The organism is Dialister sp. (assembly GCF_047832375.1).
GTDB lineage: Bacteria > Bacillota > Negativicutes > Veillonellales > Dialisteraceae > Dialister.
In genome coordinates, this window is the sequence record NZ_CP181256.1 from 582,653 (window position 1) to 608,010 (window position 25,358).

23 protein-coding genes and 1 other annotated feature are annotated in these 25,358 nt (G+C 51.8%); all 23 genes read left to right on the forward strand.

The features are described from left to right. Nucleotides 1-16 precede the first annotated feature (16 nt). The 23 genes from ACFWUL_RS02485 to ribF all read left to right on the forward strand — a co-directional run bounded on the left by ACFWUL_RS02485 (nt 17) and on the right by ribF (nt 24,412). Nucleotides 17-979: a macro domain-containing protein gene (locus ACFWUL_RS02485; RefSeq protein WP_416177705.1), complete on the forward strand. Its 963-nt coding sequence runs from the start codon at nt 17-19 to the stop codon at nt 977-979. A 358-nt stretch (nt 980-1,337) separates the two neighbouring features. After that, nucleotides 1,338-1,792, forward strand: a binding site (T-box leader). Between the two features lie 102 nt (nt 1,793-1,894). After that, on the forward strand, nt 1,895-2,776 hold the full coding sequence (locus tag ACFWUL_RS02490) for a branched-chain amino acid ABC transporter permease (protein ID WP_296098522.1): 882 nt from the start codon (nt 1,895-1,897) through the stop codon (nt 2,774-2,776). Continuing rightward, nucleotides 2,776-3,738 (forward strand): branched-chain amino acid ABC transporter permease, encoded by a 963-nt coding sequence (locus ACFWUL_RS02495; protein ID WP_297021366.1) that lies wholly within the window; start codon nt 2,776-2,778, stop codon nt 3,736-3,738. The genes ACFWUL_RS02490 and ACFWUL_RS02495 overlap by 1 nt, the downstream gene beginning before the upstream one ends. Further along, nucleotides 3,738-4,502, forward strand: a complete 765-nt coding sequence (locus ACFWUL_RS02500) for an ABC transporter ATP-binding protein (RefSeq protein WP_297021364.1) — start codon at nt 3,738-3,740, stop codon at nt 4,500-4,502. Before ACFWUL_RS02495 ends, ACFWUL_RS02500 begins: the two co-directional genes overlap by 1 nt. Nucleotides 4,503-4,504: 2 nt before the next feature. Then, nucleotides 4,505-5,221, forward strand: a complete 717-nt coding sequence (locus tag ACFWUL_RS02505; protein WP_297021371.1) for an ABC transporter ATP-binding protein — start codon at nt 4,505-4,507, stop codon at nt 5,219-5,221. 472 nt (nt 5,222-5,693) lie between these two features. Beyond that, on the forward strand, nt 5,694-8,273 hold the full coding sequence (gene polA, locus ACFWUL_RS02510) for a DNA polymerase I (protein ID WP_416177706.1): 2,580 nt from the start codon (nt 5,694-5,696) through the stop codon (nt 8,271-8,273). Nucleotides 8,274-8,682: 409 nt separating this feature from the next. Then, nucleotides 8,683-9,309, forward strand: a complete 627-nt coding sequence (coaE, locus tag ACFWUL_RS02515) for a dephospho-CoA kinase (protein ID WP_416177707.1) — start codon at nt 8,683-8,685, stop codon at nt 9,307-9,309. After that, the gene (locus tag ACFWUL_RS02520; RefSeq protein WP_297021357.1) at nt 9,306-9,902 is read left to right on the forward strand and encodes a lytic transglycosylase domain-containing protein; all 597 of its coding nucleotides are present in this window, start codon (nt 9,306-9,308) and stop codon (nt 9,900-9,902) included. The genes coaE and ACFWUL_RS02520 overlap by 4 nt, the downstream gene beginning before the upstream one ends. Further along, nucleotides 9,903-10,598: a hypothetical protein gene (locus ACFWUL_RS02525; RefSeq protein WP_416177708.1), complete on the forward strand. Its 696-nt coding sequence runs from the start codon at nt 9,903-9,905 to the stop codon at nt 10,596-10,598. Between the two features lie 406 nt (nt 10,599-11,004). Next, nucleotides 11,005-11,157 carry a hypothetical protein gene (locus ACFWUL_RS02530; RefSeq protein ID WP_416177709.1) on the forward strand — a complete coding sequence of 51 codons (153 nt, stop codon included), beginning with the start codon at nt 11,005-11,007 and terminating at the stop codon, nt 11,155-11,157. A gap of 115 nt (nt 11,158-11,272) precedes the next feature. Then, nucleotides 11,273-12,628, forward strand: a complete 1,356-nt coding sequence (locus ACFWUL_RS02535; protein WP_416177710.1) for a TonB-dependent receptor plug domain-containing protein — start codon at nt 11,273-11,275, stop codon at nt 12,626-12,628. Nucleotides 12,629-12,709: 81 nt separating this feature from the next. Continuing rightward, nucleotides 12,710-13,930: an ISAzo13 family transposase gene (locus ACFWUL_RS02540; RefSeq protein WP_416176758.1), complete on the forward strand. Its 1,221-nt coding sequence runs from the start codon at nt 12,710-12,712 to the stop codon at nt 13,928-13,930. A 26-nt stretch (nt 13,931-13,956) separates the two neighbouring features. Next, nucleotides 13,957-14,529, forward strand: coding sequence for a TonB-dependent receptor domain-containing protein (locus ACFWUL_RS02545; protein WP_416178107.1), 573 nt, complete (start codon nt 13,957-13,959; stop codon nt 14,527-14,529). Between the two features lie 340 nt (nt 14,530-14,869). Beyond that, nucleotides 14,870-15,832: an ABC transporter substrate-binding protein gene (locus ACFWUL_RS02550; protein ID WP_416177711.1), complete on the forward strand. Its 963-nt coding sequence runs from the start codon at nt 14,870-14,872 to the stop codon at nt 15,830-15,832. 385 nt (nt 15,833-16,217) lie between these two features. Next, nucleotides 16,218-16,688 carry a ribosome maturation factor RimP gene (rimP, locus tag ACFWUL_RS02555; protein WP_416177712.1) on the forward strand — a complete coding sequence of 157 codons (471 nt, stop codon included), beginning with the start codon at nt 16,218-16,220 and terminating at the stop codon, nt 16,686-16,688. A gap of 20 nt (nt 16,689-16,708) precedes the next feature. Further along, a complete protein-coding gene (gene nusA / locus ACFWUL_RS02560; protein WP_416177713.1) occupies nt 16,709-17,848 on the forward strand; it encodes a transcription termination factor NusA in 1,140 nt (379 codons plus the stop codon). Then, nucleotides 17,845-18,111 (forward strand): RNase P modulator RnpM, encoded by a 267-nt coding sequence (gene rnpM, locus ACFWUL_RS02565; RefSeq protein WP_416177714.1) that lies wholly within the window; start codon nt 17,845-17,847, stop codon nt 18,109-18,111. The genes nusA and rnpM overlap by 4 nt, the downstream gene beginning before the upstream one ends. A 13-nt stretch (nt 18,112-18,124) precedes the next feature. Continuing rightward, a complete protein-coding gene (locus ACFWUL_RS02570) occupies nt 18,125-18,415 on the forward strand; it encodes a L7Ae/L30e/S12e/Gadd45 family ribosomal protein (protein WP_416178108.1) in 291 nt (96 codons plus the stop codon). Between the two features lie 17 nt (nt 18,416-18,432). Beyond that, nucleotides 18,433-20,985 (forward strand): translation initiation factor IF-2, encoded by a 2,553-nt coding sequence (infB, locus tag ACFWUL_RS02575; RefSeq protein WP_416177715.1) that lies wholly within the window; start codon nt 18,433-18,435, stop codon nt 20,983-20,985. Nucleotides 20,986-21,312: 327 nt separating this feature from the next. Next, nucleotides 21,313-21,666: a 30S ribosome-binding factor RbfA gene (gene rbfA / locus ACFWUL_RS02580; protein WP_297021609.1), complete on the forward strand. Its 354-nt coding sequence runs from the start codon at nt 21,313-21,315 to the stop codon at nt 21,664-21,666. Continuing rightward, nucleotides 21,663-22,628, forward strand: coding sequence for a DHH family phosphoesterase (locus ACFWUL_RS02585; RefSeq protein WP_297021606.1), 966 nt, complete (start codon nt 21,663-21,665; stop codon nt 22,626-22,628). Before rbfA ends, ACFWUL_RS02585 begins: the two co-directional genes overlap by 4 nt. Next, the gene (gene truB, locus ACFWUL_RS02590) at nt 22,628-23,479 is read left to right on the forward strand and encodes a tRNA pseudouridine(55) synthase TruB (protein WP_416177716.1); all 852 of its coding nucleotides are present in this window, start codon (nt 22,628-22,630) and stop codon (nt 23,477-23,479) included. Before ACFWUL_RS02585 ends, truB begins: the two co-directional genes overlap by 1 nt. 3 nt (nt 23,480-23,482) lie before the next feature. Continuing rightward, nucleotides 23,483-24,412, forward strand: coding sequence for a riboflavin biosynthesis protein RibF (gene ribF / locus ACFWUL_RS02595; protein WP_297021596.1), 930 nt, complete (start codon nt 23,483-23,485; stop codon nt 24,410-24,412). Nucleotides 24,413-25,358: the final 946 nt, after the last annotated feature.

Consider the following 25,358-nt stretch of genomic DNA (forward strand, 5'->3'; position numbering starts at 1 on the left):
ATAAGGAGGTGGGACCATGCCATTTTACCTATCCCACAAAGACATTACCACCATTAAAGCGGACGTTATTGTGAATGCGGCCAACACATCCCTTCGCATGGGCGGTGGCGTATGCGGTGCTATTTTTGAAAAGGCGGGCCGGGAAAAAATGGAAGAAGCCTGCCGCAAGCTCGCACCCATCGGGACCGGGGAAGCGGTGGCGACGCCGGCCTTCGCTCTTCCTGCCAAATACGTAATCCACACGGCGGGGCCTGTGTGGAAGGGGAAAGCGGGGGAAAAGGAACTTCTTTACCACTGCTATTCGGAAAGTCTTATCCTGGCGGAGACGCTTCATGCCAAAAGCATTGTTTTTCCCCTGATTTCCAGCGGAATCTACGGATGTCCCCGGTCTATTGCGAAGGCTGTTGCCGGAAAGGCTATCTTTGATTTCCTGGCAAAGAAGGATATGAAAGTGACCCTTGTCCTCTTCGGCCAAAAGAAAAGGACCCGGATTACCGAGGCCATCCGGTCGTTCCTGGAATGGAACTGCGGCGCCGGGGTACAGGAAGAAGCGTCGCTGATGCTGCCGGACCTGGCACCGGAGGCCCCCTGCGCACCGCCGCCGATCAGGGGCGGAGTGAAGGGGTTTGTTCTCCAGCTGGGGGATCCTTTCCAAAAGGTCCTTTTTCACTATATCGACGCTGAAGGGAAGACGGATACCGAAGTGTATAAAGAGGCCAATATTGACCGCCGCCTGTTCTCCAAAATCCGCACCCACGTAGACTATACGCCGAAGAAAAAGACCATCCTGGCCCTGGCCGTAGCTCTCCATCTGGATGTGGAGGAGACGGAAGAGCTTCTGGAGAGCGCCGGCTACAGCCTGTCCCGCAGCCGGAAAATGGACATGATCGTCCGCTGGTACATGGAACATGGAAAGTATGATATCTACGAAATCAATGAGACCCTGCTGGAGTTCGGCCAGAACCAGCTGGGGAGCTGAGAAGGGGGTGTCGGATAACCCAAACGGATGAATGGGGCTAAGGGTGGTGGGTTGGCATCGCTGCGTTCGCCAACCGGGTTGTGGCTTCAACGTCGCTTCGCTCGTTGAAGCGGGGGCATAAGGTGGATTTGCCGCCTTTGGCAGCTTTTCGCCCTTACGACCCCGCTGCACCAAGGCGTCAGCCTTGGTCTGCAGCCACAACCCGGTCGGGCCAGCGAAGCGTTGCCCAACCTACTACCCTTAGTCCCAGCCACACGCATGGGGAAAGAGTCATTCATTCGCATGTTTACAAAAATATTTCCAACTTTCTATTGACTTTTTTCATGGAGGCTGTATAATATCTACCATAACGAAAGAACGAATGGCAAGGATCGGGATAAGCATCCGGCATAAAGTTTCAGAGAGCCGGCGGCTGGTGTAAGCCGGTACGGAAGAGGATGCAAGCTCACCCGGGAGTTTCAGGAGTGAACCAAGTAGCTTCTGACGCAGCCTGCGTTACGGGCATTGAAAAGCGATGATCGGGACAAGGAATATAGTGGTCCATGGCATAGAGAGCCGGCGGATGGTGCAAGCCGGTGCATTCCATTATTGACTATCACCTGTGAGCCCCTTGGTTGAACGTAGTAAACAAAGGCGCTGATCCACGTTACGGATTGATGAACACCAGAGTATAATGTAGGGTGGTACCGCGCATGTCGCCCCTATTTCCAAAAGGAAATAGGGGTTTTTCTTATGGATGGTCTTCCCAATGTACTCTCCGTTCTATGAGTGATAAATACAGGGTGGTACCGCGGAATCCAATTCGCCCCTGCTGCAATGACGCCAGATTGCAGCAGGGGCGTTTTTAATGCCATTTGTTCTTTCAGAAGAAATGAAGGCAAGGGCCTTCACATTTTGGAAAGGGGATTGAAGATCGTGTTTTTTCAACAGCTTGTCAACGGTTTAACGCTGGGAAGCGCCTATGCGGTCATTGCCATCGGCTATACGCTGGTATTCGGCGTATTGAACATCGTCAACATGGCACACGGCGGCATCTTTATGATCGGCGCTTACATCGGCCTGCTTCTCGTAACGGAAGCGGGATTCGGAATTTTCCCGGCACTCATCGGCGCCATGATTGGCGGCGCGGTATTAGGGTATGGACTGGAAATCTTTGCACTCCGTCCGCTTCGCCGCCGCAAAGTCACCCATCTGGCACCACTCATCAGTACCATCGGCGTGTCCACATTTCTCGAAAGTGTGGCACTTATGGTGTGGGGCCCGCAGACCCGTTCTTTCCCGGCAACCTTCGGGAACGGTCTTATGGACTTCGGCATCTTTAAAATTTCCGGTATCCAGATTATTTCCCTGGGCACCGCCGTTGTTCTCATGGCTCTCCTCACGGTCATGCTGAACAAGACAAAAATCGGCAAAGCAGTCAGAGCTACTTCCGAAAACGCAGAAACCGCCGGACTCCTCGGTATCAATACGAGCCGTATCATTACATTCACCGTCATGCTGGCTTCCGCCCTTGGCGCTGCTGCCGGCGTGCTGATTGGTCTGTCCTTCAACGCCATCGAACCGACCATGGGTACATCCATGGGCCTTAAGGGTCTGGCAGTCCTCATCATGGGGGGCCTGGGCAACGTGGAAGGCGCCATGGCAGGCGGCTTCATCCTGGGCATTGCGGAAGTATTCGCCGTGGCCTATGGATCTTCCACCTACCGTGATGCTGTAGCATTCGGCATTATCATCCTGATTCTCTTTATTCGCCCTGAAGGCTTGTTCTCCAAGGCTGGGAAAGGAGGCAGACCGTAATGGACGAACTGTTAAATGGCTACTTCCTGCAGGTTTTCACCTTTGTATGTATTAATATCATCCTGGCTCTCACCGTCTATATGACTGTGTGCACCGGTATTCTTTCCCTGGGCAATGCAGGTTTCATGAGCCTTGGGGCTTACACTTCCGCTATTGTTACCACATCCTATGGCGTGCCTATGCCGGTGGGAATTGTTTTAGGCGGTCTCTTTGCTACACTGATTGCGTTAATTATCGGTCTTCCGACCATTCGTCTCCGGGGCCTGTACCTGGCTATTGCTACCATGGGCTTTGGTGAAGTGGTCCGGGTTATTGCGCTGAACCTGGACATCACCCACGGCGCTTTGGGTTTCTCCGGCATTCCTTCCATGGCCAGTGTCCTTGCTGACTATGCCAGCGACATGGGCCTCCTGGATGCTTTGGAAATCGACTCCCAGACCGGTGGCCAGCTGGTCATGAATATCGTACTCCTCATCATCGTAGTGGCGGTTGTCTTCTTCTGGTATCGCCTGGAACATTCCCGCATCGGCCGTGCCTGGGCTGCCATCAAAGCTGATGAATATGCAGCATCCCTCACCGGTATCAACGTGGTGGAATACAAGATGATGGCATTCCTCTTCAGTGCTTTCTTTGCCGGTATGGCTGGCGCTCTTTACGCCCATGCCACCTTCTTCATCAGCCCCACCGATTTCTCCTGGGGCAAAGTGGTGGATATCCTGGTTTATACCGTATTCGGCGGCAGCAACGTGCTCTGGGGCTCCATCCTTGGTGCTGCGGTGCTTACCATCATTCCGGAATCTCTCCGTGCCATGGCTGAATATAGAGATATCATCTACGGCCTCATGCTGGTAGCTCTCATGGCATTCCGTCCCGATGGCATCCTGTCCTATGATGCGGTGAAATGGATTTCCCGTAAATTCAGCAAAAAGCAGAAAGCTTCTGCAGAAGGAGGGAACCAGTAATGCTTCTTGAAATGAAAAATGTGGTGAAACAGTTCGGCGGCCTTACCGCTGTTTCCAATATGTCCTTCTCCGTGGAAAAGGGAGAAATTTTCGGGGTCATCGGACCAAACGGCGCCGGCAAGACTACCATTTTCAACCTCATCACCGGCGTATACCAGGTGACGGAAGGAGATATCCTTTTCGACGGCCAGTCCATTGAAGGGAAGAAACCGTACCAGATCATCAACATGGGCATTGCCCGTACGTTCCAGAATATTCGTCTTTTCTCCGGCATGACGGTGCTGGAAAATATCCTCGTTGGCCATCATGACCGCCTGAAGTCCGGCCTTCTGGCCAGCTTCCTCCGTACCTCTTCCCAAAAGAAGGAAGAGAAGGAAGCAAGGGATGAAGCCATGGAACTTCTGGATTTCGTAGGCCTTGCCCAGGACGCAGACCGCCTGGCTACAGAACTTCCCTATGGCAAACAGAGAAAGCTGGAAATCGCCAGAGCTCTGGCTACCCAGCCGAAACTGATTCTTCTCGATGAACCGGCAGCCGGCATGAACGACAGTGAAACCGCTGCCCTCACCGAACTGATCCATAATATTCGTGAAAAATACGGTACCACCATTATCCTCATTGAACATGATATGCATCTGGTCATGAGCCTCTGCGACCATGTGATGGTTGTCAATTTCGGTAAGAAACTGGCAGAAGGGGTACCGGAAGAAGTACAGAACAATCCGCAGGTTATCGAAGCTTACCTTGGGAAGGAGGAAGACTGATGCTGCTTGAACTGAAAAACGTAGAAGCCGCTTACGGCAACATTAAAGCACTGAAAGGCATCAACCTTTCCGTACCGGAAGGCAAGATCGTCACCCTGATTGGTGCCAACGGCGCCGGTAAATCGACCACCATGAAAACTATTATGGGCATCATGAAACCGGTAGCCGGGGATATCCTCTTCAAAGGGGAGTCCATTGTGGGACTGAAACCCCATAATATCGTCAGAAAAGGGGTCGTCCTTGTTCCGGAGGGCCGTCAGATTCTCCAGAACATGTCGGTCCGTGAAAACCTTGAAATGGGAGCTTACCAGAGAAAGGATCCGGAAGGAATCAAAGAAGACCTGGCCAAGGTCTTTGAACGGTTCCCACGGCTTTTCGAACGGCAGAACCAGTTCGGCGGCACCCTCTCCGGTGGCGAACAGCAGATGCTGGCTATTGGCCGTGCGGTGATGGCAAAGCCGGAAGTCATGCTTCTCGATGAACCATCCATGGGGCTCGCTCCCCTGGTGGTCCAGCAGATCTTTGACGTCATCAAAGATATTAACAAAATGGGTACTACTGTTCTTCTTGTAGAACAGAATGCGCGAAAAGCCCTCCAGATTGCCGATTATGCCTATGTCATGGAGACAGGGAAAATCGTCATGGAAGGACCGGCGCAGGAAGTGGCAAGCAACCCGGATGTCATGGCGGCATATCTGGGCGGCAAGAAGAAACAGTGACCAATATAACAACCGTTCAGGTTGTAACACGATCCGGAGAAAAGGGACAGAGCAATCTGTCCCTTTTCTCTTTTTATAAAATGGTGTGGGTACTGCCAATTTCAGTGAGCTGTTAGGGCTTGGCGGTTAGTATGTTTGCGTGTAGAGTCACTCACACGGGGCTGCTAGCTTCTAGCGGCTAGCTGTTAGAAAGGCTGATCCGCCTGCGGTGCTTTCTTTCCATTATTTCCGTCAGTCATTCGTGCCGTAGGCTGTAGAGCTTTCCTAGTTGCTAGCCGCTAGTAGCTAGAAGCCCTCGTGCGAATGACTCTATCCATCAGCCCCCCTCAATAGCTCGACAAACCGCAATTTGACTACGTAGGGCCAGTCCATTTCAGCCTGCTATCCTATCTATGGTATAATAAAGAACAACGTACTGCATTTTTTCTTTTGCCGCCGGGGCGATTCCCGCTTGCTGCGGCAGGGAGGAACTATGAAAAAGAAACTTGTAATTATTGATGGCAGCAGCCTTCTGTACCGCGCTTTTTTTGCCCTGCCGCCTACCATGACTTCGCCCGATGGGATTCCCACCAATGCGGTGTATGGATTCCTGCGGATGCTTCTGGGCCTGTACCGGGACCTGGATCCGGAATACATGGCCGTCACCTTTGATAAGGACCGGCACACATTCCGCACCGATATGTACGATGGCTATAAGGCCACAAGAAAGCCGGCGCCGCCGGAACTGGTGCCCCAGTTTGACCTGATCCTCGATGTACTCCGGGTCATGGGGGTTGCGGTATACAGCATCCCCGGCTATGAGGGGGACGATATCCTGGGCACCCTTTCTGCCCGGTATGAAAAGGAACTTCCCGTAGACATCGTCACCGGTGACCGGGACGTCCTGCAGCTGTCCAGCGACAGGACCACGGTGCTCCTCACCCAGAAGGGTATTACCAATATGGCCGCCATGACGCCGGAAGCTATTTTTGAGAAATACCATATTACCCCGTCCCAGGTGATCGACATGAAGGCCCTCATGGGGGATACGGCGGACAACATCCCCGGCGTTCCGGGGGTAGGGGAAAAGACGGCCCTCGGCCTCCTCACGGAATACAAGGACCTGGACAACCTTTACGCCCATGTGGATGAAATCAAGGGGGCCAAGGGCAAGAAACTGACGGCCAATAAGGATCTGGCCTATCTTTCCTATAAACTGGCTACCATCAAAAGGGATGTGCCCATTGAGGCGCCCCTTTCCGATATGAAGCAGCCTGTCCATATCGAGGAAATGAGAGAACTCTTCAGCCGACTCGGCATCAATCTCCTGCCCCAGTTTGCAGCGCTGCCCCGGTTCCAGGAACTGTCCCAGGTGAAGAAGGAGGAAAGCGAAAAGGCCCTCCCGCCGGTGGAACCCTGGAAAGAAGGACTGTCCCTCAAAGGAAAGGTGACGGCCCTGTGGGCCTCCCTGTCCGGTAAGGCGCCATTCCTTACAGCGGAAGAAGTGGTCATTGCTTCTGACAATCACGCTTACAAGGTGGACCCTGCCTCCTATGGGGACGCTTCCCGGGCTTTGAAGGAAGCAAAGGCCATTGTGGTGGAAGACAGCAAGGCCATCATGGAATCTGATTTTCCCTCCGAGGGATTGCCATTCTTTGACATGTCCCTGGCGGCGTACCTGCTGGATCCCACCCGGGTCACCTATCCCCTGTCCTACATGGCGGGACTTTTCGGAAAGCCCGTCATTTATCCCGATGACCTGGACAGCCCGGAGGAAAAGGGCTGCTGCATCACGCTGTTCCTCCTTTCCCTCTATGACGAGGCGAAAAAGAAACTGGAAGAAAATGGGGTGTGGAAACTCTATGATGAAGTGGAGCAGCCCCTGGTAAAGGTGCTGGCAGCCATGGAAAAGGCGGGCATCGCCACGGACCAGAAACGGTGGAAGGAAGTCCGGGAGGACATGGAGAAGGAAGAGCGGCTCCTGGTGAAGGAAATCTACACGGAAGCCGGAGAGTCCTTCAACATCAATTCCCCCAAGCAGCTGGGCCATATTCTCTTTGAAAAAATGGGCATGCCCGCCGGCAAGAAAACGAAGACCGGTTACTCCACAGCCGCCGATGTGCTGGAGGAACTGGCGGTGTCCTACCCCATGGTGAAAAATATCCTCCGTTACCGGACCCTGTCGAAGCTGGTTTCCACGTACCTGGAAGCTCTGCCCCAGCTGATTCGGAAGGAAACGGGACGCATCCATACGTCCTTCAACCAGACCGTCACTGCCACCGGGCGGCTCTCCAGTTCCGACCCGAACCTGCAGAATATTCCGGTTCGTACGGAAGAGGGCAGGAAAATCCGGTCCCTCTTCGTACCGGGAGAGGGGTACGACTGTTTCATTTCCTCCGATTATTCCCAGGTGGAACTCCGGGTACTGGCCCATATGTCCGGCGATGAAAGCCTGATCCGCGCTTTCATCAATAAGGAAGATATCCACCGGAGAACGGCGGCGGAAGTACTGGGGATCTCCTTTGAAGACGTGACGCCGGAGCAGCGGTCCCATGCAAAGGCCGTGAACTTCGGTATCATCTACGGCATCAGTGATTTTGGCCTGGCCCGGCAGCTCGGTATCCCCAGAAAAGAAGCGGCTGATTATATCAAGACCTATTTCGAACGGTATCCCCGGATCCATGAATTCATGAATTCCATGGTGGAAGAAGCAAAGAAAACGGGCCGGGCGGTCACCCTCTTCGGCCGGTATCGGGAACTGCCGGATATTAACAGCAAGAATTTCAACCGCCGGTCCTTCGCCGAACGGACGGCCATGAATACTCCTATCCAGGGGACCGCAGCGGACATCATGAAAATGGCCATGATCGAGGTCTATAACCGCCTCAAGAAGGGCGGCTATAAGAGCCGGGTCCTCCTCCAGGTCCACGATGAACTGGTGGCGGAAGTGGTGAAGGAAGAAAAAGAAGAAATCGCCGCTCTCCTGAAGGACGCCATGGAATCGGTGGTCACCCTGAAAGTGCCCCTCGTGGCCGACGTGAACGAAGGAAAGAACTGGGCGGAAACGAAATAAATGGGAATGGACGGCTGTCTCCTCATGACTGTGGAGCAGTTTATGGTCAAAGTGACTGAAGGGGAACGCCCTGCGGGCGAGGTGGCTTAAGGGGAATAGCCTGCGGCCAAGGGGAAGGCGCGGCGCACAATTCATATAGCGCCGCATGGATACTGAAAAGACCCTCTTCCTGGATTATTGAGTATCCTACCTCCCCTCTTTAGAAGGGAGGGGGACCGCGGAGCGGTGGAAGGGTGGGCGCAAGCGGCTGGATATGAAATTCGTGCCGCTATATCATTTCGATGCGGCACACCATCCCCTCGGGCGAAGCCCGTTACCCTTGAGTCACTTAAGCCACCTTAGCCACCTGCCATCCCTTTGTTTCAAAACGCATCACTTGCTTAATTGGATAGAATTTTCAGGAGTAATAATGTATCGTATTGGACTCACGGGAGGCGTGGGCAGTGGGAAAAGCACTGTCTCCTCCTACATGCATGAACTGGGAATCCCTGTCATCGATGGGGATAAGCTGGCCCGGGAAGCAGTCATTCCCGGAAGCCGGGCCATGGAACAGATACGGAAGGCCTTCGGCCCTTCCATATTCCTCCCTGAAGGCCGACTGGACCGGCTGAAGATGGGAGAAATCGTATTTAACGACGAAGAAAAACGGCAGAAGCTGAATGGCATTATCCACCCCTTTATCTGGCTCCGCACCCAGGAAGAACTCATCCGTGCCCAGAATAAGGGAAAGAACGTGGTGGTCCTCGACATGCCGCTGCTTCTGGAAATCAGCTGGCAGCTCCGGGTAGAAGAGGTATGGATCGTGGAAGTGCCCCTGGAAGTGCAGATTGACCGGGTCATTTCCCGGGATGGCTTTACCCGGGAGCAGGTGCTGGAACGGATCCATAAGCAGATGCCCACGGCCAATAAGGTGAATTACGCGGATGTGGTGATTGATAACAGCCATTCCGTGGAGGATACGAGACGGCAGGTGCGGGAAGCGCTGAAGCACGTACCGGGATTTAAGTTTCCAAAGGGAATGGAAGAGGCAGAATGAGAATCGCATTGAAACGCAGGAAGAAAGAGGTGCAGCGGCACCAGGGCAATACCGGCGCCATGGTATTCACTCTTTTGCTTGCGGTTTTTTGCGTGATTTTCCTCTTTACCGTGGATAATATCAAACTGCTCCGCCCCAGCGAGCAGGTATCCCACATCATCATCCAGTGTGCGGAGGAAGAAAATATTTCCCCCTCCCTCCTGGAGGCAGTGATTCTCACAGAGAGTAAATTTGACGAAAAAGCGGTGTCCCATGTGGGCGCCGTAGGCATGATGCAGCTCATGCCGGATACGGCCCACTGGATTTCCGAAGAAAGCGGACTGCCCTCGGATAACCTGGCGAGCCCGGACCAGAACATCCCCCTCGGTGCCTGGTACCTGAACTACCTCCTGAAAAAGTACCACAACAACGAGGTTTTTGCCCTTGCTGCCTACAATGCAGGCCGGGGCAATGTGGATGAGTGGATTGAAAAGAATAAATGGCCCGAAGGTTTTTCGGACATGGAAAAAATCCCGTTCCCGGAAACCAGGGAATTCGTGAAATCCGTGGTTATCGCCCGGGACAGGCTGGAAGCGGAAAAGAAGGGAAAATAAATGGCAGACGATAAACTGGAGAAAGAAAGGGCCGAAAGACGGCAGAAATTTCTGGACTGGGATATAGAAAAGGAACTGCCCACGGAAATCGGCGAATACAAGCTGAAACGGCTAGACAAGCAGGAAGGACGCATTTATTATGCCTTCTGCTGGGAAGGTGAAAAAACAGGCTGGCAGGTGCGGGCTCTTTTCGATGAGGAAACCATGGACTACATGGTGAAAGCGGACGTTCACATGATGACCATGACGGAAATCGAACTGATCACCGGGGACTTTGAAGAATTCAAAAGAAATATGAAACTCCTCACGCCGAAGTACATTGAAAAAGAACTGATTCACCGGGACCAGGTCTCCGTCCTGGTCCGCGGAAAGGGCTTCATGGCCTGGGACTACAGTACCTGTTTCCCGCCGACCATTGGCCATTACGAGCGGATCATAGAACCGGCAGCTCCCCTTCTGGGACTGAATGGTTCCTATATTATCGCTGCCTACGAATGCAAAGAAAAGGATACGGGCATCCTTTTCTTCTATAACATATACCGTGAAGAATATTACGGCGAACTCCGGGCGAAAGGCATTCCCGGCATCATTCACCAGTACGATTCCAAGACCATCCAGGCCCTGGAGACGGCCATCCGCCACCATCTGGAAAAGGACCTGGAAGATCTGTATAACAATCCGGATATACCGGACTGATAGAAAGGACTCTGCCTGTGGCCCGGGGCCAGGGCAAAGGCTTCGCCTGGGTTCGAAGGATAATATATAGGAACAGTTGGCAAGGTTGGACTGATTGATCCGACTTTGCCAATTTTTAATATAGATATGAATCTCCCTGTCATGCAGCTCCTTGACGAAGGGACGCCCCAAAGGCGCAGAATCGGCACTATAAAAGCAGGGGAGCATTGTTACGAATCATAGATAAAAATTAACGTTTGACAGGAGAATTCCATTAAGAGATAATAAGAAAAGATGATTTTCATATAATAAAAACAAAAAGTCATCCTTTATTCACCAACAGAGGGGAAATATGAGAACACAAAGGCAAAAGTCTTTTCGTGTTCTCTTTTTTTATTTATATACATTAAATGCAGGAGGAGAGAGTATGAATAATAAGGTAAAGTATGGTATTTCACTGGCGCTGCTGGCTTGTACACTGGCAGGTGGGGAAACTGCTTTTGCGGGCCAGGTCTATGAGCTGAATCCGGTTACCGTAACGGCCCAGCGCAGTAAAGCAGCCGATTTAAGGAAGCGCTGATTAATTCGCAGAGTCAGATTTCATAAGGATTTTTATGCACTGCTTCGTCATAACTCTCCTTAAATAGCTCGCTATTCGCGTCGAGTTATTCCTCGCATTGCATAAAAATCCAAGAATGAAATCTGACAACGATTTAATCGGTGCTTCCTTAACAACGCCGTCTGCCGTGGATGTGCTGACATCTTCCGATATCCAAAAGACCGGGGCCACCAGCGTACAGGAAGCACTGAAGTTTACCACCGGTGTTATTGCCCATGCCCAGGGACCTCGGAATATTTCCCAGGGGACCATGACTAATAAAGTGGTCATCCGGGGCGTGGAAAAAGGAACCCTGGTCCTGGTAGATGGAGTGCCTATCAACCAGGCGGGCCGGTACAATCTGGAAGATATCCCGGTGGAATCGATCGAAAAAATCGAAGTGGTCCGCGGCGGTGGTGCCGTGCTCTATGGCTCCGAAGCCAATGGGGGCGTAGTCAATATCATTACAAAGGGAAAACGGCCCAACCTGGTGCGGGCAGGATTCGGCAATTACGGCATCCAGAATTATGCCCTTTCTACCCAGGCCGGTAAGTTTGGATTTACTGCCACCTATGACCATACAGGAAAGATTGATAACGTCTCCAGTCCGGAAGGCGGCAGGCCCCAGGGCATGTATTTCAACATCCGCCGTGGAGAACATGCCAACTTCAACGCCCGTTATGATTTTAACGATAAGCTTTTCATCAGCCACAGCTATGGGAGGAACAGCGACCACTACCTGTACCGCTGGGATGGACGCTCTTATAGCTCTGTGAATTCTAAGACCCATGAGACCACAGTATATCCGCCGACCAATGCGGGGGCTCCCTACAAGAATGAACTTCACAGCACGGACGAAAACCTGACCACCCTTCACTACGATGATGGAGACCTGAAGGCCACCCTGTACTATAACCGCCGGGACCAGAAGTCCAATAACAACAATGCGACCACCTATCCCTATATGGGAAAGAAGTATAATTACAATAAAAAAAATTACGATTCTTCATCCTATCTGGATGAGACTATAGGCATGGATGTGTCCAACCGCTGGCATTTCAGCAAAGGCTCTTTCATGGTGGGCTATGACTTTCAGCGGGAAATGGAAGATGCAACTGTCAGTGACAGAATATCCATGGGAAAACTGACGAAAGGATCATTCCATCACTACACGAGAAACATGCATTCCATCTATGGACAACTGGCCTATGACTTCACGAAAGCCACAAGGGCAAACCTGAACCTTCGGGAGACCTGGACAGAGTCCGATGGAGCAGGAAACAAGTATGATAAATTCACGCCGGAATTCATACTCATGCATGACCTGGATGAGAATACCATGATTTACGGCAAAGTGGGCAAGTCCTTCATGATGCCTACCTTTACCCAGCTCTATGGAGGCGGCAATATCCGGGGAGCTGCTGACCTGAAACCATCCAACGGTACCCATTAGGAATTGTGCACAAACAATATTTACATTTTAATTGATTAAAAGTGTAAAAAATGCTATGCTGATGCCAAGGAGGAAATCAGCATGGTTAAAGAAGTCCCTGTAGATAAAATCAATAAGATGCTTCCACTGCTTAACGAGGCGCAGAAACGAGTATATCTGGCCTCTGAAGCCGAAGCACTCGGCCACGGTGGAATTACTGCTATCAGCAAAGCCACTGGCGTATCCCGGGTAACCATAACGAATGGCATAAAAGATCTGAATTCTGAACATCCCTATTTATCTCAAGATGCACCTTCCCCTCGTATCCGAAGGGAAGGCGGCGGTCGTAAGCCCATAGAGGTTACTCAGCCGGGAATTATAGAAGCACTTGAAAGCCTTATGGAAAATTCCACTTTTGGAGATCCCCAAGGACCTTTGCGTTGGACGACAAAGAGCCTGCGTAACCTCGAAGCGGAAATGAATGCCCGTGGTTATAAGATTAAATATCGTAAAATCGGATACCTCTTGAAAGATATGGGTTACAGCCTCCAAATCAATCAAAAAATGAACCAGGTTGGAAGTCAGCACCCAGACAGGGACGCACAGTTCCGGCACATCAACGAAACTGCTGAAGAATACATGGAAAACGGGTTTCCTGTTATTTCCATAGACTGTAAGAAAAAGGAAAACATTGGAAATTTCAAAAATAGCGGAGCCGAATATGCCAAAAAAGGAAATCCGGTAAACGTTCTTGACCATGACTTTCCTCTTCCTGACAAGGGAAAAGCTGCTCCTTACGGCGTTTACGATATTGCAGCCAATGAAGGGTTTGTGAATGTGGGAGTAGGCTCAGATACTGCGCAGTTCGCAGTGAATTCGATCCGCTCCTGGTGGGATGAGATGGGTAAACCACGATATCCTGAAGCAACCCGTCTGTTAATTACGGCAGATGGTGGTGGAAGCAATGGAAGCCATAGCCGGCTTTGGAAATTTGAGCTGCAAAAATTTGCTGATGAAAGTGGCCTTGAAATCGAAGTCTGCCACTTCCCGCCCGGAACATCCAAATGGAATAAAATAGAGCATCGACTATTCAGCCAAATTACAAAGAACTGGCGAGGCCGTCCTTTGGAAACGCTTGAAATTATCGTTAATCTGATCGCTTCAACAACTACCGATAATGGGCTTGTGGTTCGGTGTAAAGCGGATACCGCAGTCTACCCTAAAGGCACTAAAGTTTCTGACAAGGAATTTGCTGGCATTAATCTGCTAAGAAATGAATTTCATCCTGATTGGAATTATGTCATCAGGCCATCATATGAATAGCTTAATAATGCACAGATCCTTACGAACTGGGTTGGAAAAAGAACGTTGGCAAAAATGCATGGCGCGCTGCCCTGTACCATTATAAAATCGACGACAGCCAGGAAGCCAAATGGATTCCTGAGAAAGACGGGACCTATTCCATCCATTATGCTAATGAAAATATCAGAAACACCGGCATTGAACTGGAATGGATCAGAAACCAGAGTGAAAACCTTTCCTGGCATGCAGGCCTCACATACAGCCACCCGGAAAAGCAGGAGAAGAAAGTCAGATCCGCAGGGAATGAAACCAGCATTGGCTGGCACGATTACTACGGTAAAATTGGCGGGAACCTGGGAATCAACTACGTATCCGGCAAGCTGACCACCGCATTCAACATCAGCTATCTGGGCCGGCGTATCCGGGATACCGATCCCTATGAGTCCATGAAATCCCAGTGGCTGTCGGACCTCAATTTTTCCTATAAAGCCAATGAAACAAACCGGTTCTTCCTGAACATCGATAATCTCTTCAACCGCCGCGACATCATTTCCACCTCCAGTTCCACCTTCTACGATCTGGGCAGGAATTTCATGTTTGGCTATGAATATAAATTCTGATGAAATGGGCGCTTTTACTTCCGGTAAAGGCGCTTGTTTATTTCAGCCAATTGCGGTTTGACGAGCTGTTGGAGCGAACGGTTTGGCACGCTTGCGGATAGAGTCACTCGCATGGAGCTCCTGGCTTCTAGCGGCTAGCTGTTAGGAAGGCTGATCCGCCTGCGGCGCTTCCACCCGGTATTCCCGCCAGTCATTCGTGCCGTAGGCTTGCCAGCTTTCCTAGAAGCTAGCAGCTAACAGCTAGAAGCTCCGCACGAATGACTCTACCCACCAGCGTCGCCCCAACAGCTCGCAATACTGAAATATCGCTGTCTTTTGCATTACACCCAGGGAGGTATCTTTGAAACATCTGACCACCATCTTTTTATCCATTATTCTCACCTTCATCCTGTCCCTTACCACAGGCTGCGGGAGTGTGAAACATGCTGGCTCCTCATCCCGTACGATAAAGGACGATACAGGATATACCCTCTCTGTCCCCAGCCATCCGTCCCGGATTGTATCTCTCACCTACGGCACCGATGAAATCCTCCTGGGCCTTGTGGAAACTTCCCGGGTAGAGGCACTCTCGAAGTATGCGGGCAACGAGGACATCACCTTTGTCACTCCGGAAGAGCGGGATGCGGTGGGGAAGACCACCGATACCAATGTGGAGTCCATCATGGCCATGAAGCCGGACCTGGTCATTGCGTCCACCGCCATTTCCGGGAATGTGGTGAACCTCCTTCGGCAGTCCGGGGTACCGGTGTATGTATCCCTCATTCCTGCCACCTGGGATGAAATGGAGACGAAGGTCATGGGCGTGGCAAAAGCGGTGGACGAGGAAGAAAAGGGGAAAGCCATGGTCAATGATATGAAGGCTAAAAAAGCAGCGCTGGAAGAAAAACTGGCCCCCATTACAGAGGATAAAGAGCGCACCGCCCTGGCCCTGTCCTTCCGGGGAATCCTGGGTAAGAAAGGGACCCTTTTCAGTGAGATTCTGTCCATGGCCCATGTGAAAGACGGGGCGGCCCGGTACGATGTGCCGAAGGGGATCAATGCCTACCTGTCCACGGAACTTCTCCCGGAAATTGACCCCGATGTGATTCTCATGCCGGTATGGAAGGTAAAGGAAGGGGACGATGAGGCGGAATTTGCCAGGGAGCTTAAGGAAAATCCGGCCTACCAGGATGTAAAGGCCGTGAAAAACGGGAAACTGGTACCCTTTCCGGAGAAGTACAAGTACGTCATGTCCCAGCATATCACCGACGCCATGGAAGCCAGCGCCCGGGCAGTGTATCCGGAGCTGTTTGATGGAGGATGAGAGGAGAGCATTCGGTGCATCATAGGAGAAAGGGACGCAGGGGGCTTTGGGGGTGCGGTGCTTGTTGATAGAGTCACCAGGATGAGCTCACAGGGACTGATAAGGTAATGGCTCAAAGGGCCCAATCAGCTCAATGCTCATGGCTCAAGGACCCACAGGTTCGCACGATGCCCAGACAGGAGCCAGAAGTCTCCGCACGAATGATTCGATCTATCAGCATCGCCTCTTTCCCTCTTTCCCTTAGCCGCAGCCTTTCCCGGCGGCCCTTCCCACGCTTTACAAGATGTGATATAATGTCTTCGGTAAGTGTGTTTATAGAATTTCCTGTGGAGTGAGCTTCGGCTCACTTTTTCTTATAGTAGGATGTTTGCATAAGGGAGGGCATATGGCACGCAGGGAAATCGAAGAGGCAGTGGAAAAACTGCTGGAATCCCGTCTGGAAGCGGAAGGCATCGAGCTTGTGGATGTGGAGTATGTGCGGGAGAGAAATTGGATTCTCCGCATTTTCATTGACAAGGAAGGCGGCGTGGATCTTTCTGACTGCCAGGCGGTCAGTGAAAAGGCCGGTGCCCTTCTGGATGAGGAAGACCTGATTCCCGATAATTACATGCTGGAAGTTTCTTCCCCGGGATTGGACCGGGTACTGAAGAAGGATAAGGACTTTATCCGGTACACCGGCAGTGATGTGGACGTGAAGCTCTTTGCACCCCTGGAGGGGACGAAGGTGAAATCCTTCACAGCAAAGCTTCTGGGGCTTTCTGAAGAGGGAGCCCTTCTCCTTGAAATGGAGGATGGCGGGAAGACATCGGTAGACAGGGATAAGATTTCGCAGGTAAGGCTGCATTTTTCATTTTAAAGCAGGAGGAAATATTCATCGTGAATGGCAATTTAATAGAAGCAGTCAAGGGTCTTGTAAAGGCCAAGAAAGTGGATGAGAACGTAGTTTTTGACGCATTGGAAATGATGCTTCTCACCGCTTACAAGAAAGAGACCGGCAGCAACGCCAAGACCTCGGTTTCCCTGAACCGGGAAACCGGAGACTATCATATTTATGCAGAAAAAACGGTGGTAGAAACCATTGATCCCGCTTCGGAAAATGCGGTGAACGAAATTACCGTGGAAGATGCGAAGAAAATTGATAAGTCCTATGAAGCCGGTGATATGCTGCAGATCGACGTGACCCCGAAGAATTTCGGCCGTGTCGCTGCCCAGACTGCTAAGCAGGTGATGATCCAGAAGCTGCGGGAAGCGGAGAGAGGTTCCATTTATAATGAATTCTCCGGCCGCGAAGGGGATATCATCACGGGCACTGTAAAGTGGAGTGAATCCCGCACCATTTTCGTAGATTTGGGCCGGGTGGAAGGTATCCTTCCCTATGCGGAACAGATTGAAGGGGAAGTTTTCCATACCAACGACAAAATCAAATGCTACGTGCTGGAAGTACGGAAGACCACGAAGGGACCGGAAATCATCCTCTCCAGGACCCATCCGAACCTCCTGAAGAGGCTCTTTGAACTGGAAGTACCGGAAATTTACAGTGGTTCCGTGGAAATCAAGAATGTTGTCCGTGAACCGGGCTCCCGCGCCAAAATCGCCGTATATGCCATGGACCCGAATATCGACCCTGTCGGTGCCTGCGTAGGCCCCAAGGGACAGCGCGTCCAGAACATTGTGGACGAACTCCACGATGAAAAGATCGATATTGTCCGCTGGGATGAAGATCCGGCCGTTTATATCGCCAATGCCCTGTCTCCGGCAAAGGTGGTTACCGTGTCCGTATGGGAAGAAGAAAAGTCTTCCTTCGTCGTGGTTCCTGATTACCAGCTGTCCCTGGCCATCGGCAAGTCCGGACAGAATGCAAGGCTCGCTGCCAAGCTGACGGGCTGGAAGATCGACATCAAGAGCGAAACCCAGGCCCAGGAAGAAGGATTCGACCAGCTTGAAGAGGGCGCAGAGGACGATGATATCCTTGGAGATATCGAAGCTGGCGGAGATACGGAGGAAGATAAGGAATGAAAGTAAAAAAGATTCCCATGCGCATGTGCGTAGGATGCAAGGAACTGAAGCCGAAAAAAGAGCTTGTCCGCATTGTGGCGCTTCCTACGGGCATCATCGAAGTGGACCGGACAGGAAAGAAATCGGGCCGCGGCGTATATGTGTGTGACAACATGGATTGCTTCACCAAGGCCTATGAATCCCATGGCCTGGAGAAATCCCTGAAGCGTCCGGTTTCCAAAGAAGTGTATGAAGCACTGAAATCACAGATCGAAAATGGATGAGCCGATTTACAGGATGCTTGGCCTTTGCATGAAAGCAGGAAAACTGCTTTCCGGGAATGAACAGGTGTCAGAAGGATTAAAAAAGAAGCAGGCCGTCCTGCTGATTGTTACAGAAGACAGCTCCCCGCGCACAAAGGACGAATATATAAAGGCTGCTGAACGGCTCCACCTGTCATACAGGCTGTTCGGAGAGAAAGAACGGCTGGGACAGGCTCTCGGGAAAGGGGTCAGGACAGCAGCGCTGATTACAGATAAAGGATTCGGCAGGGCAATTGCAGAGAAAATTGACCGTTGGAAAACATAAAGGTTGGGAGGCTGCTTATGCAGAAGAAAAAGAGAGTTTATGAATTAGCCAGGGAATTCGGAAAGACCGATAAAGAGGTACTGGAAGTACTGAAGAAGAATAATATTGATGTGACGAGCCGCCTGAGCAGCGTGGATGATAATGGCCACGCCGTGCTGGCGAAGGCCTTTGCGGCAAAGAAGAAACCGGCCCGCCGACCGGTGATTCGTACCGTACGGTTTGACCAGCAGGGACGGCCTACGGACCGGAAGAATAAGGAATCCGGCCAGCAGGCATCCTATTCCTCCATCGAAGTGCCGGAAGCACCGAAACCGGCTCCGAAACCGATAAAGAAGGCGGAAGAACCGAAGCCGGCTCTGAAGGCGGAAGCAAAACCGGCCCGGAAGGGAGAAGAATCGAGACAGGAACGGAAAGAAAACCGTCCGAGGGATGAAAAGAATTTCCACTCCCGGGACAACCGCAGCGAACGGCAGGGTGAAAGAAACTGGAATGACCGGAACGACCGTCCCCAGCGGGATAATCGGAACCGGAATGAATCCGGCCGGACTTCCCAGGGCAGAAATGATCGGAATGGAAACGGCCGCAGCGACAGAAATGACCGTCCCCACCAGGATCGACGGCCATCCGACAGGAACAGCCGCCCCGCTCCGGTAGAAGAAAAGCCGGCAGCCACCCAGAGAAGAGAAAAACCGGCAAAGAAGAAGACGAAGAAGGACTGGGAAAGAAGCCGCAGGGAAAAGGAAGGGGGCTCCCTCATGGCCCGTTCCCTGAACCAGACGAAGAAAAAGAAGCATATGGCCGAAAAGAAAGCGGTTACCTATCCGACGGAAGTGGAACTTCCGCCCAGCGTTACCGTTAAAGAACTGGCAGACCTCTTCGGACGGGAAGTCAGCGAAATCATTAAGCACCTCATGATGGATGGCGTCATGGCCACCATCAACCAGAACCTGGACCGGGATACCGTGGAAATCCTGGCGGAAGAATTCGGCGTGAAACTGCTGGAACCGAAGGAAGCGGCTGATCCCACCGAATATACACCGGCTCCCGATGATCCCCGGTTCCTGAAACCCCGGCCTGCCGTGGTTACTATCATGGGCCACGTAGACCATGGTAAGACCACCCTCCTCGATGCCCTGCGCCAGACGAATGTGGCCATGCACGAAGCCGGCGGCATTACCCAGAGAATCGGTGCTTACCAGATCCGTTACAAGGGACACAAGATTACATTCCTCGATACCCCTGGCCACGAGGCATTCACGGCCATGCGTTCCAGAGGCGCCCAGATCACCGATATCGCTGTACTTATCGTAGCAGCGGACGACGGCGTCATGCCGCAGACCATCGAAGCTATCCACCACGCAAAGAATGCGAAGGTGCCGATTATGGTGGCCATCAATAAGATCGATAAACCCGGTGCCAACCCGGACCGCATCAAGGAAGAACTGTCCAAGGAAGGACTTCTGGCAGAAGACTGGGGCGGCGATGTCATTATGACTCCGATTTCCGCCAAGAAGAAAATCGGCCTTGATGACCTGCTGGAAAACATCCTCCTCGTAGCAGAAATGCAGGAACTGAAGGCCAACCCGAACCGCGAAGCCTACGGCGTCGTAGTCGAAGCCCAGCTCGATAAGGGCCGGGGCCCTGTCATGAGCGTCCTCGTACAGAATGGCACCCTCCATGTAGGCGACGGTATCCTGGCCGGCAAGTGCTGGGGCCGTGTCCGTGCCATGACCAATGAAAACGGACGGAAAATGAAGAGCGCCGAACCTTCAGCTCCCGCGGAAATCCTCGGTATGGACAGCGTGCCGGAAGCGGGGGACCACTTCTACGTCATGGATGAAAAGAAAGCCAGAGCCATTGCGGAACTCCGTGCATCGAAGGCAAAGGAAGAGGAACAGAGAAGCGTACAGAAAGTCACCCTGGACAACATCTTCGAAAAGATCAAGGAAGGGGAAATGAAGGAACTGGATATTATCATCAAAGCCGATGTCCAGGGCTCCGTAGAAGCACTGGTACAGTCCCTGACCGCCATCAAGAGCGATGAAGTCCGTATTTCCATCGTCCATTCCGCCGTCGGTGCCATCAATGAATCCGATGTTATGCTGGCCTCTGCCTCCCATGCTCTCATTATCGGGTTCAATGTCCGGCCTGATGCCAATGCAAGAGCCATGGCGGAAAAAGACGGCGTCGATATCCGTCTCTACCGCGTCATTTATGACTGCATCGATGATGTGAAAGCCGCTATGGCGGGCATGCTGGAACCCACCATCCGCGAAGTCCTCCTGGGCCATGCGGAAGTTCGCCAGGTCATCCATACCCCGAAAGTCATCGTTGCCGGTTCCTACGTACAGGACGGCAAGGTCACCAGTACCTGCCAGCTCCGCCTCATCCGTGACGGCATCGTTATTCATGAAGGTAAGATTGCATCGCTGCGCCGCTTCAAGGACGATGTGAAAGAAGTGGCAGCGGGCTTCGAATGCGGCATTGCCATCGACAGCTACCGGGACGTGAAAGAAGGAGACCAGCTGGAAGCCTTCGAGCTGAAAGAAGAAGCAGCAAAGCTGGAATGATTGGGCTCCCTCGTCCGAGAGGGCTGATATTCCAGACGTATACATGGGGCTAAAGGTTGTAGGTTGGCATCGCTGACGCTCGTCAACCAGGTGGTGGGTGCTCCGCACCGGGGGCATAAGGAAGATTTGCCGCCGAAGGCGGCTTTTCTTCCTTACGTCCCCGCTTTGGCAGGGCGTCAGCCTTGCCCAACCCACCACCCTCAGCCCCATTCACTGGTTTGGCCTCATTCTTAATACTTTATCTCACATTTTTTCACCATTCCCATCCGCCTTTTTCAATTGCATAAAGGGCGGATGTTTTACTCTATACCCCATAGGAGGTGTACCATGTCTGAATTACGCGTACGGAAAGTACAGGAATTTATTAAACAGGAAGTGAGCAGCATGCTGCTCCATGACCTGAAGGATCCCCGCATCGGATTTGTCACCGTCACCGGCGTCGAAGTGACCGGGGATCTTCGGGAAGCGAAAATCTTCGTCTCCCTCTTCGGAAAAGACGAAGAAAAGGCGGCATCCCTGGAAGCTTTGAACCGGGGGAAAGGATTCATCCGCCGGGAACTTGGGCAGCGGCTCAAGATTTACTACACCCCGGAAATTTCTTTTGAAGAAGATACATCCCTGGACTATGGGATGCATATCGATGGCCTTCTGAAAAAAATTCATAAGGAGGAAGACAAATGAGCCTTGCCCTGAATCATGCCAAAGAAATCACCAAAGAAGAGGCCATGGCCTTTCTGAAATCCCATAACCGTTTTCTCCTTGTAGGCCATGAACATCCGGACGGTGATGATGTAGGCTCTATCTGTGCCCTCCACAATGTGCTCCTCTCCATGGGAAAGGAAGCGGACATGGTGCTGCCGGATCCGGTGCCCCAGGTGTACCGGCTCATCAAGACCACGGAACTGGTACATACGTCTATTCCGGAAGGAAGAGACTATGATGCCCTTGTCTTCACGGACCTGGGAAACCTGGAACGGGGAGGAAACTTTGATTTCCCCGACGTAGACAGCCTCTGCATCGACCATCATCGGTCCAATGAACGATACACGGACTACCTGTACCTGCAGTACAAGTATGCGGCCACCGCAGAAATGCTGGCGGAAATGTTCTTTGATGCGAATATACAGATGGATAAGGACACCTGCAATGCCCTCTACATGGCCATCGGTACGGACAGCGGTTTCTTCAAGTTCAGCTGTACTTCCCCCCACACCCTGCTCATGGCCAGCCAGCTTGTAGCCATGGGAGCGGATCCTTCCTATATCTCCAACCGTCTCGATGAAAAGACGGAGGAAGCCATGAAATGCTACCAGCTCGTGGCAGGTACGGTCCATTCCTACGATAATGGGAAAATCGTGATTGCCTACATGGGCAAAGAAGCCATGGACCTGGACGGGGAAAATTCCGATGCCTATGCCTCCATTCCCCGGTGCATCAGGGGCTGTGAAATTGCGGCCCTCTTCAAGTACAAAGGAGACAAGGAAACCCGGATTTCCCTCCGTTCCAAGGATTATGCCAATGTGGGAGAACTGGCAGCGGAATTCGGCGGCGGCGGCCACTGGAAAGCTTCGGGCTGCACCATCCATGACTCTTTTGAAGGAGCAGAGCCTCTCTTCGTAAAGGCAGCGGAGAAATACCTCTGATGGATGGCGTCATCAATGTGGTGAAACCGAAGGGGTGGACCTCCTTCGACGTAATTGCGAAACTTCGAAAGATTTACCACCAGAAGAAAATCGGCCATGGCGGCACCCTGGATCCCATGGCCTCCGGGGTTCTTCCCGTATTTCTCGGACGGGCTGCAAGGCTTATCGAGTATGCCCCCATCCACAGAAAGACCTACGAAGCGGAATTTACCATGGGCATCGCCACGGACACGGAAGATATGACCGGCAGGGTCCTTGAAAAGGGCCCCATTCCTGAAGATCTTTCGGTCTTTGAAAAGGCGGCCGAAACCATGCGGGGGCCCATCATGCAGGTGCCCTCTGCCTACTCGGCACTGAAAGTCCACGGAGAGCGGGCCTATAAACTGGCAAGGAAAGGAAAGAAAGTGGACCTGCCCCCCCGTCCTGTCACCATTTACGAATTGACCATAGAGGACATTCAGCCACCGCTCATTCATTTGTCCGTTACCTGCAGTGCCGGTACCTATATCCGGGCCCTGGGGCGGGACTTGGGGAAAAAGGCTGGCTGTCTTCTTACCATGAGCGCTCTTACCCGCACGGAAATGGGACCCTTTTCCCTGAAGGATGCCTGTACCCTGGAAGAGATTGAAAAGGATCCGGCGGGGGCGGTGATAGAAGACCTGCACCCCATCCTTTCTGCCCTGGACCAGGTGGACATTCCTGAAGAGCAAGCGACAGGCTTTCTCCAGGGGAAGAGGCTCCGCACAAAAGAAGGGGACCGGGAACGGGCGGCTATTTTCTCGGGCTCCCGTTTTCTGGGTATAGCTTCCATTGAAAAGGGAATTATTCATCCAAAGAAAGTGTTTTCCTGAGCTATGGTTATCTATCATTCATTGAAGGAACTGCCGAAAGGGCAGAAATACGTGCTGGCACTGGGATTTTTTGACGGCTGCCACAGGGGACACCGGCAGGTCTTTGCTAAAACGAAGGAAATGGCCCATTCCCTTACCGCACTGCCGGGAGTCCTCACCTTCTGGCCCCATCCTATGGCTGTCCTTTCACCGGATATCCATGTGCCCCTCCTCCAGGATCGGATAGAAAAGGAACGATCCTTCGAAGCGGCGGGCATGAAACTGGCCCTTTTTCTGGAACCGAATCGGGAATTCCTGCAGAAACCGGCGGAAACGTTTCTGGAAGAACTGGCAGCCCTGCCGGGACTGGCGGGCATAGTGACAGGAGAAAACTTTACCTTCGGCCACGGCGCTCTCGGAAAGAGTTCCCTGCTTCTGGATTTCTTCCGGAACAGGCCGGTGAAGGCAGAAGTAGTCCGCCTTATTTCTGAGGACGGGAAAATCGTCTCCAGTACCGCCATCCGCCGGCTCATCCAGCATGGAAATATGGAAGAGGCGGCCCGCCTTCTGGGACGGCCCTATACCACATCCGGTGATATTGTCCATGGATTTCACAGGGGCACTGACATCCTGGGATTTCCCACGGCGAACTTGGAGCTTCCGGAAAACCGTGTCTGCCCCGCCGACGGCGTTTATGCCACAGAAGCCATCATCGGCGGCCGGACTTATCCTGCCATTACTAACGTGGGCACCAATCCCACCTTTGGCAACGAAGAAAGAACCATAGAAACCTTTATCTTCCATTTCGACGAATCCATCTACGGCAGCCCCTTTACGCTCCGATGGATCCGGCGGCTTCGGGGAGAAATCCGATTCCCCTCGACCTCTGCCCTGCGGGAACAGATAGAAAAAGACGTATTGGAAGCGAAGAAAGTATTGGGCACGTTGGATTAGGGAGTATTCGAAGTACCGTCCCGGATGCCTCCTGCAGTATTGAAGACTGCCTGTGAAATATTTCCTGCATAAAAAACAGCCTGAGAATGTAACCGGTCTCTGAAAGTCGGTATTGACATTCCCCGGCTGTTTTTTTGCATGGCTTCAGGAAAAATTTCCGGAGTTTGGTGGAAGCTCTATATAAATTCCCACTTTTATCAGATTATTACATAACTTACAGGTTATAATATACGGGAAGACTGAACAGAAATAAAATAATCATGCATACTATGTAATTTGCGGGAACCTTTTAAAAAGGATACCCTGGAATCAATACAAAAATGAATCAATTTTATAGCCGATTCAAGCTACTCAATCTATGAATAAAATTTCAAGTAAAAAATGGAAATCTGTAAAAGAAATATTGGATAAGTAGTTATAAAAGATATATATTATAACCATACAAAATATTCTTCTATGTGGCTCGTGATGATGCGGGCTTTTTTGATGGAGGCAGAAACAGACATGAAAGAACAGCAGGTTGAAAAAGAAGTTATGGTTGAAGAAGAAAAACAGGAAACTGTTTGCTGGGCATTACTGGAAATTGAATCGATGAAAAAGAAATAACTTCGTACCTGTGGGCCGCCGAAAGGCGGCTTTTTAATTTCACAAAATGGGATTGCTACGATATTTCAGTTTGTCGAGCTGTTGGGGTTAGCGGTTAGTATGCTTACGTGTAGAGTCACTCACATGGGGCTGCTGGCTTTTAGCTTCTAGCTGCTAGGAAAGCTGATCCGCCTGCGGCGCTTCCCACCCGGTATTTCCGCCAGTCATTCGTGCCGTAGGCTGTAGAGCTTTCCTAGTTGCTAGCCGCTAGCAGCTAGAAGCCCCTGCGCGAATGACTCTATCCATCAGCTCCCTCAACAGCTCGTCAAACCGCAATATTCCTTTTCATTGACATCCCATG

Bases quoted from the DNA above. Each gene is read 5' to 3' on its own strand.
- rimP (WP_416177712.1), top strand. From the start codon at position 16,218: ATGGCACGCAGGGAAATCGAAGAGGCAGTGGAAAAACTGCTGGAATCC.
- rnpM (WP_416177714.1), top strand. From the start codon at position 17,845: ATGAAAGTAAAAAAGATTCCCATGCGCATGTGCGTAGGATGCAAGGAA.
- ACFWUL_RS02530 (WP_416177709.1), top strand. From the start codon at position 11,005: ATGAATAATAAGGTAAAGTATGGTATTTCACTGGCGCTGCTGGCTTGT.
- ribF (WP_297021596.1), top strand. From the start codon at position 23,483: ATGGTTATCTATCATTCATTGAAGGAACTGCCGAAAGGGCAGAAATAC.
- ACFWUL_RS02495 (WP_297021366.1), top strand. From the start codon at position 2,776: ATGGACGAACTGTTAAATGGCTACTTCCTGCAGGTTTTCACCTTTGTA.
- truB (WP_416177716.1), top strand. From the start codon at position 22,628: ATGGATGGCGTCATCAATGTGGTGAAACCGAAGGGGTGGACCTCCTTC.
- ACFWUL_RS02485 (WP_416177705.1), top strand. From the start codon at position 17: ATGCCATTTTACCTATCCCACAAAGACATTACCACCATTAAAGCGGAC.
- polA (WP_416177706.1), top strand. From the start codon at position 5,694: ATGAAAAAGAAACTTGTAATTATTGATGGCAGCAGCCTTCTGTACCGC.
- ACFWUL_RS02500 (WP_297021364.1), top strand. From the start codon at position 3,738: ATGCTTCTTGAAATGAAAAATGTGGTGAAACAGTTCGGCGGCCTTACC.
- ACFWUL_RS02525 (WP_416177708.1), top strand. From the start codon at position 9,903: ATGGCAGACGATAAACTGGAGAAAGAAAGGGCCGAAAGACGGCAGAAA.
- coaE (WP_416177707.1), top strand. From the start codon at position 8,683: ATGTATCGTATTGGACTCACGGGAGGCGTGGGCAGTGGGAAAAGCACT.
- ACFWUL_RS02540 (WP_416176758.1), top strand. From the start codon at position 12,710: ATGGTTAAAGAAGTCCCTGTAGATAAAATCAATAAGATGCTTCCACTG.
- ACFWUL_RS02520 (WP_297021357.1), top strand. From the start codon at position 9,306: ATGAGAATCGCATTGAAACGCAGGAAGAAAGAGGTGCAGCGGCACCAG.
- ACFWUL_RS02570 (WP_416178108.1), top strand. From the start codon at position 18,125: ATGCTTGGCCTTTGCATGAAAGCAGGAAAACTGCTTTCCGGGAATGAA.
- infB (WP_416177715.1), top strand. From the start codon at position 18,433: ATGCAGAAGAAAAAGAGAGTTTATGAATTAGCCAGGGAATTCGGAAAG.
- ACFWUL_RS02585 (WP_297021606.1), top strand. From the start codon at position 21,663: ATGAGCCTTGCCCTGAATCATGCCAAAGAAATCACCAAAGAAGAGGCC.
- ACFWUL_RS02535 (WP_416177710.1), top strand. From the start codon at position 11,273: ATGAAATCTGACAACGATTTAATCGGTGCTTCCTTAACAACGCCGTCT.
- rbfA (WP_297021609.1), top strand. From the start codon at position 21,313: ATGTCTGAATTACGCGTACGGAAAGTACAGGAATTTATTAAACAGGAA.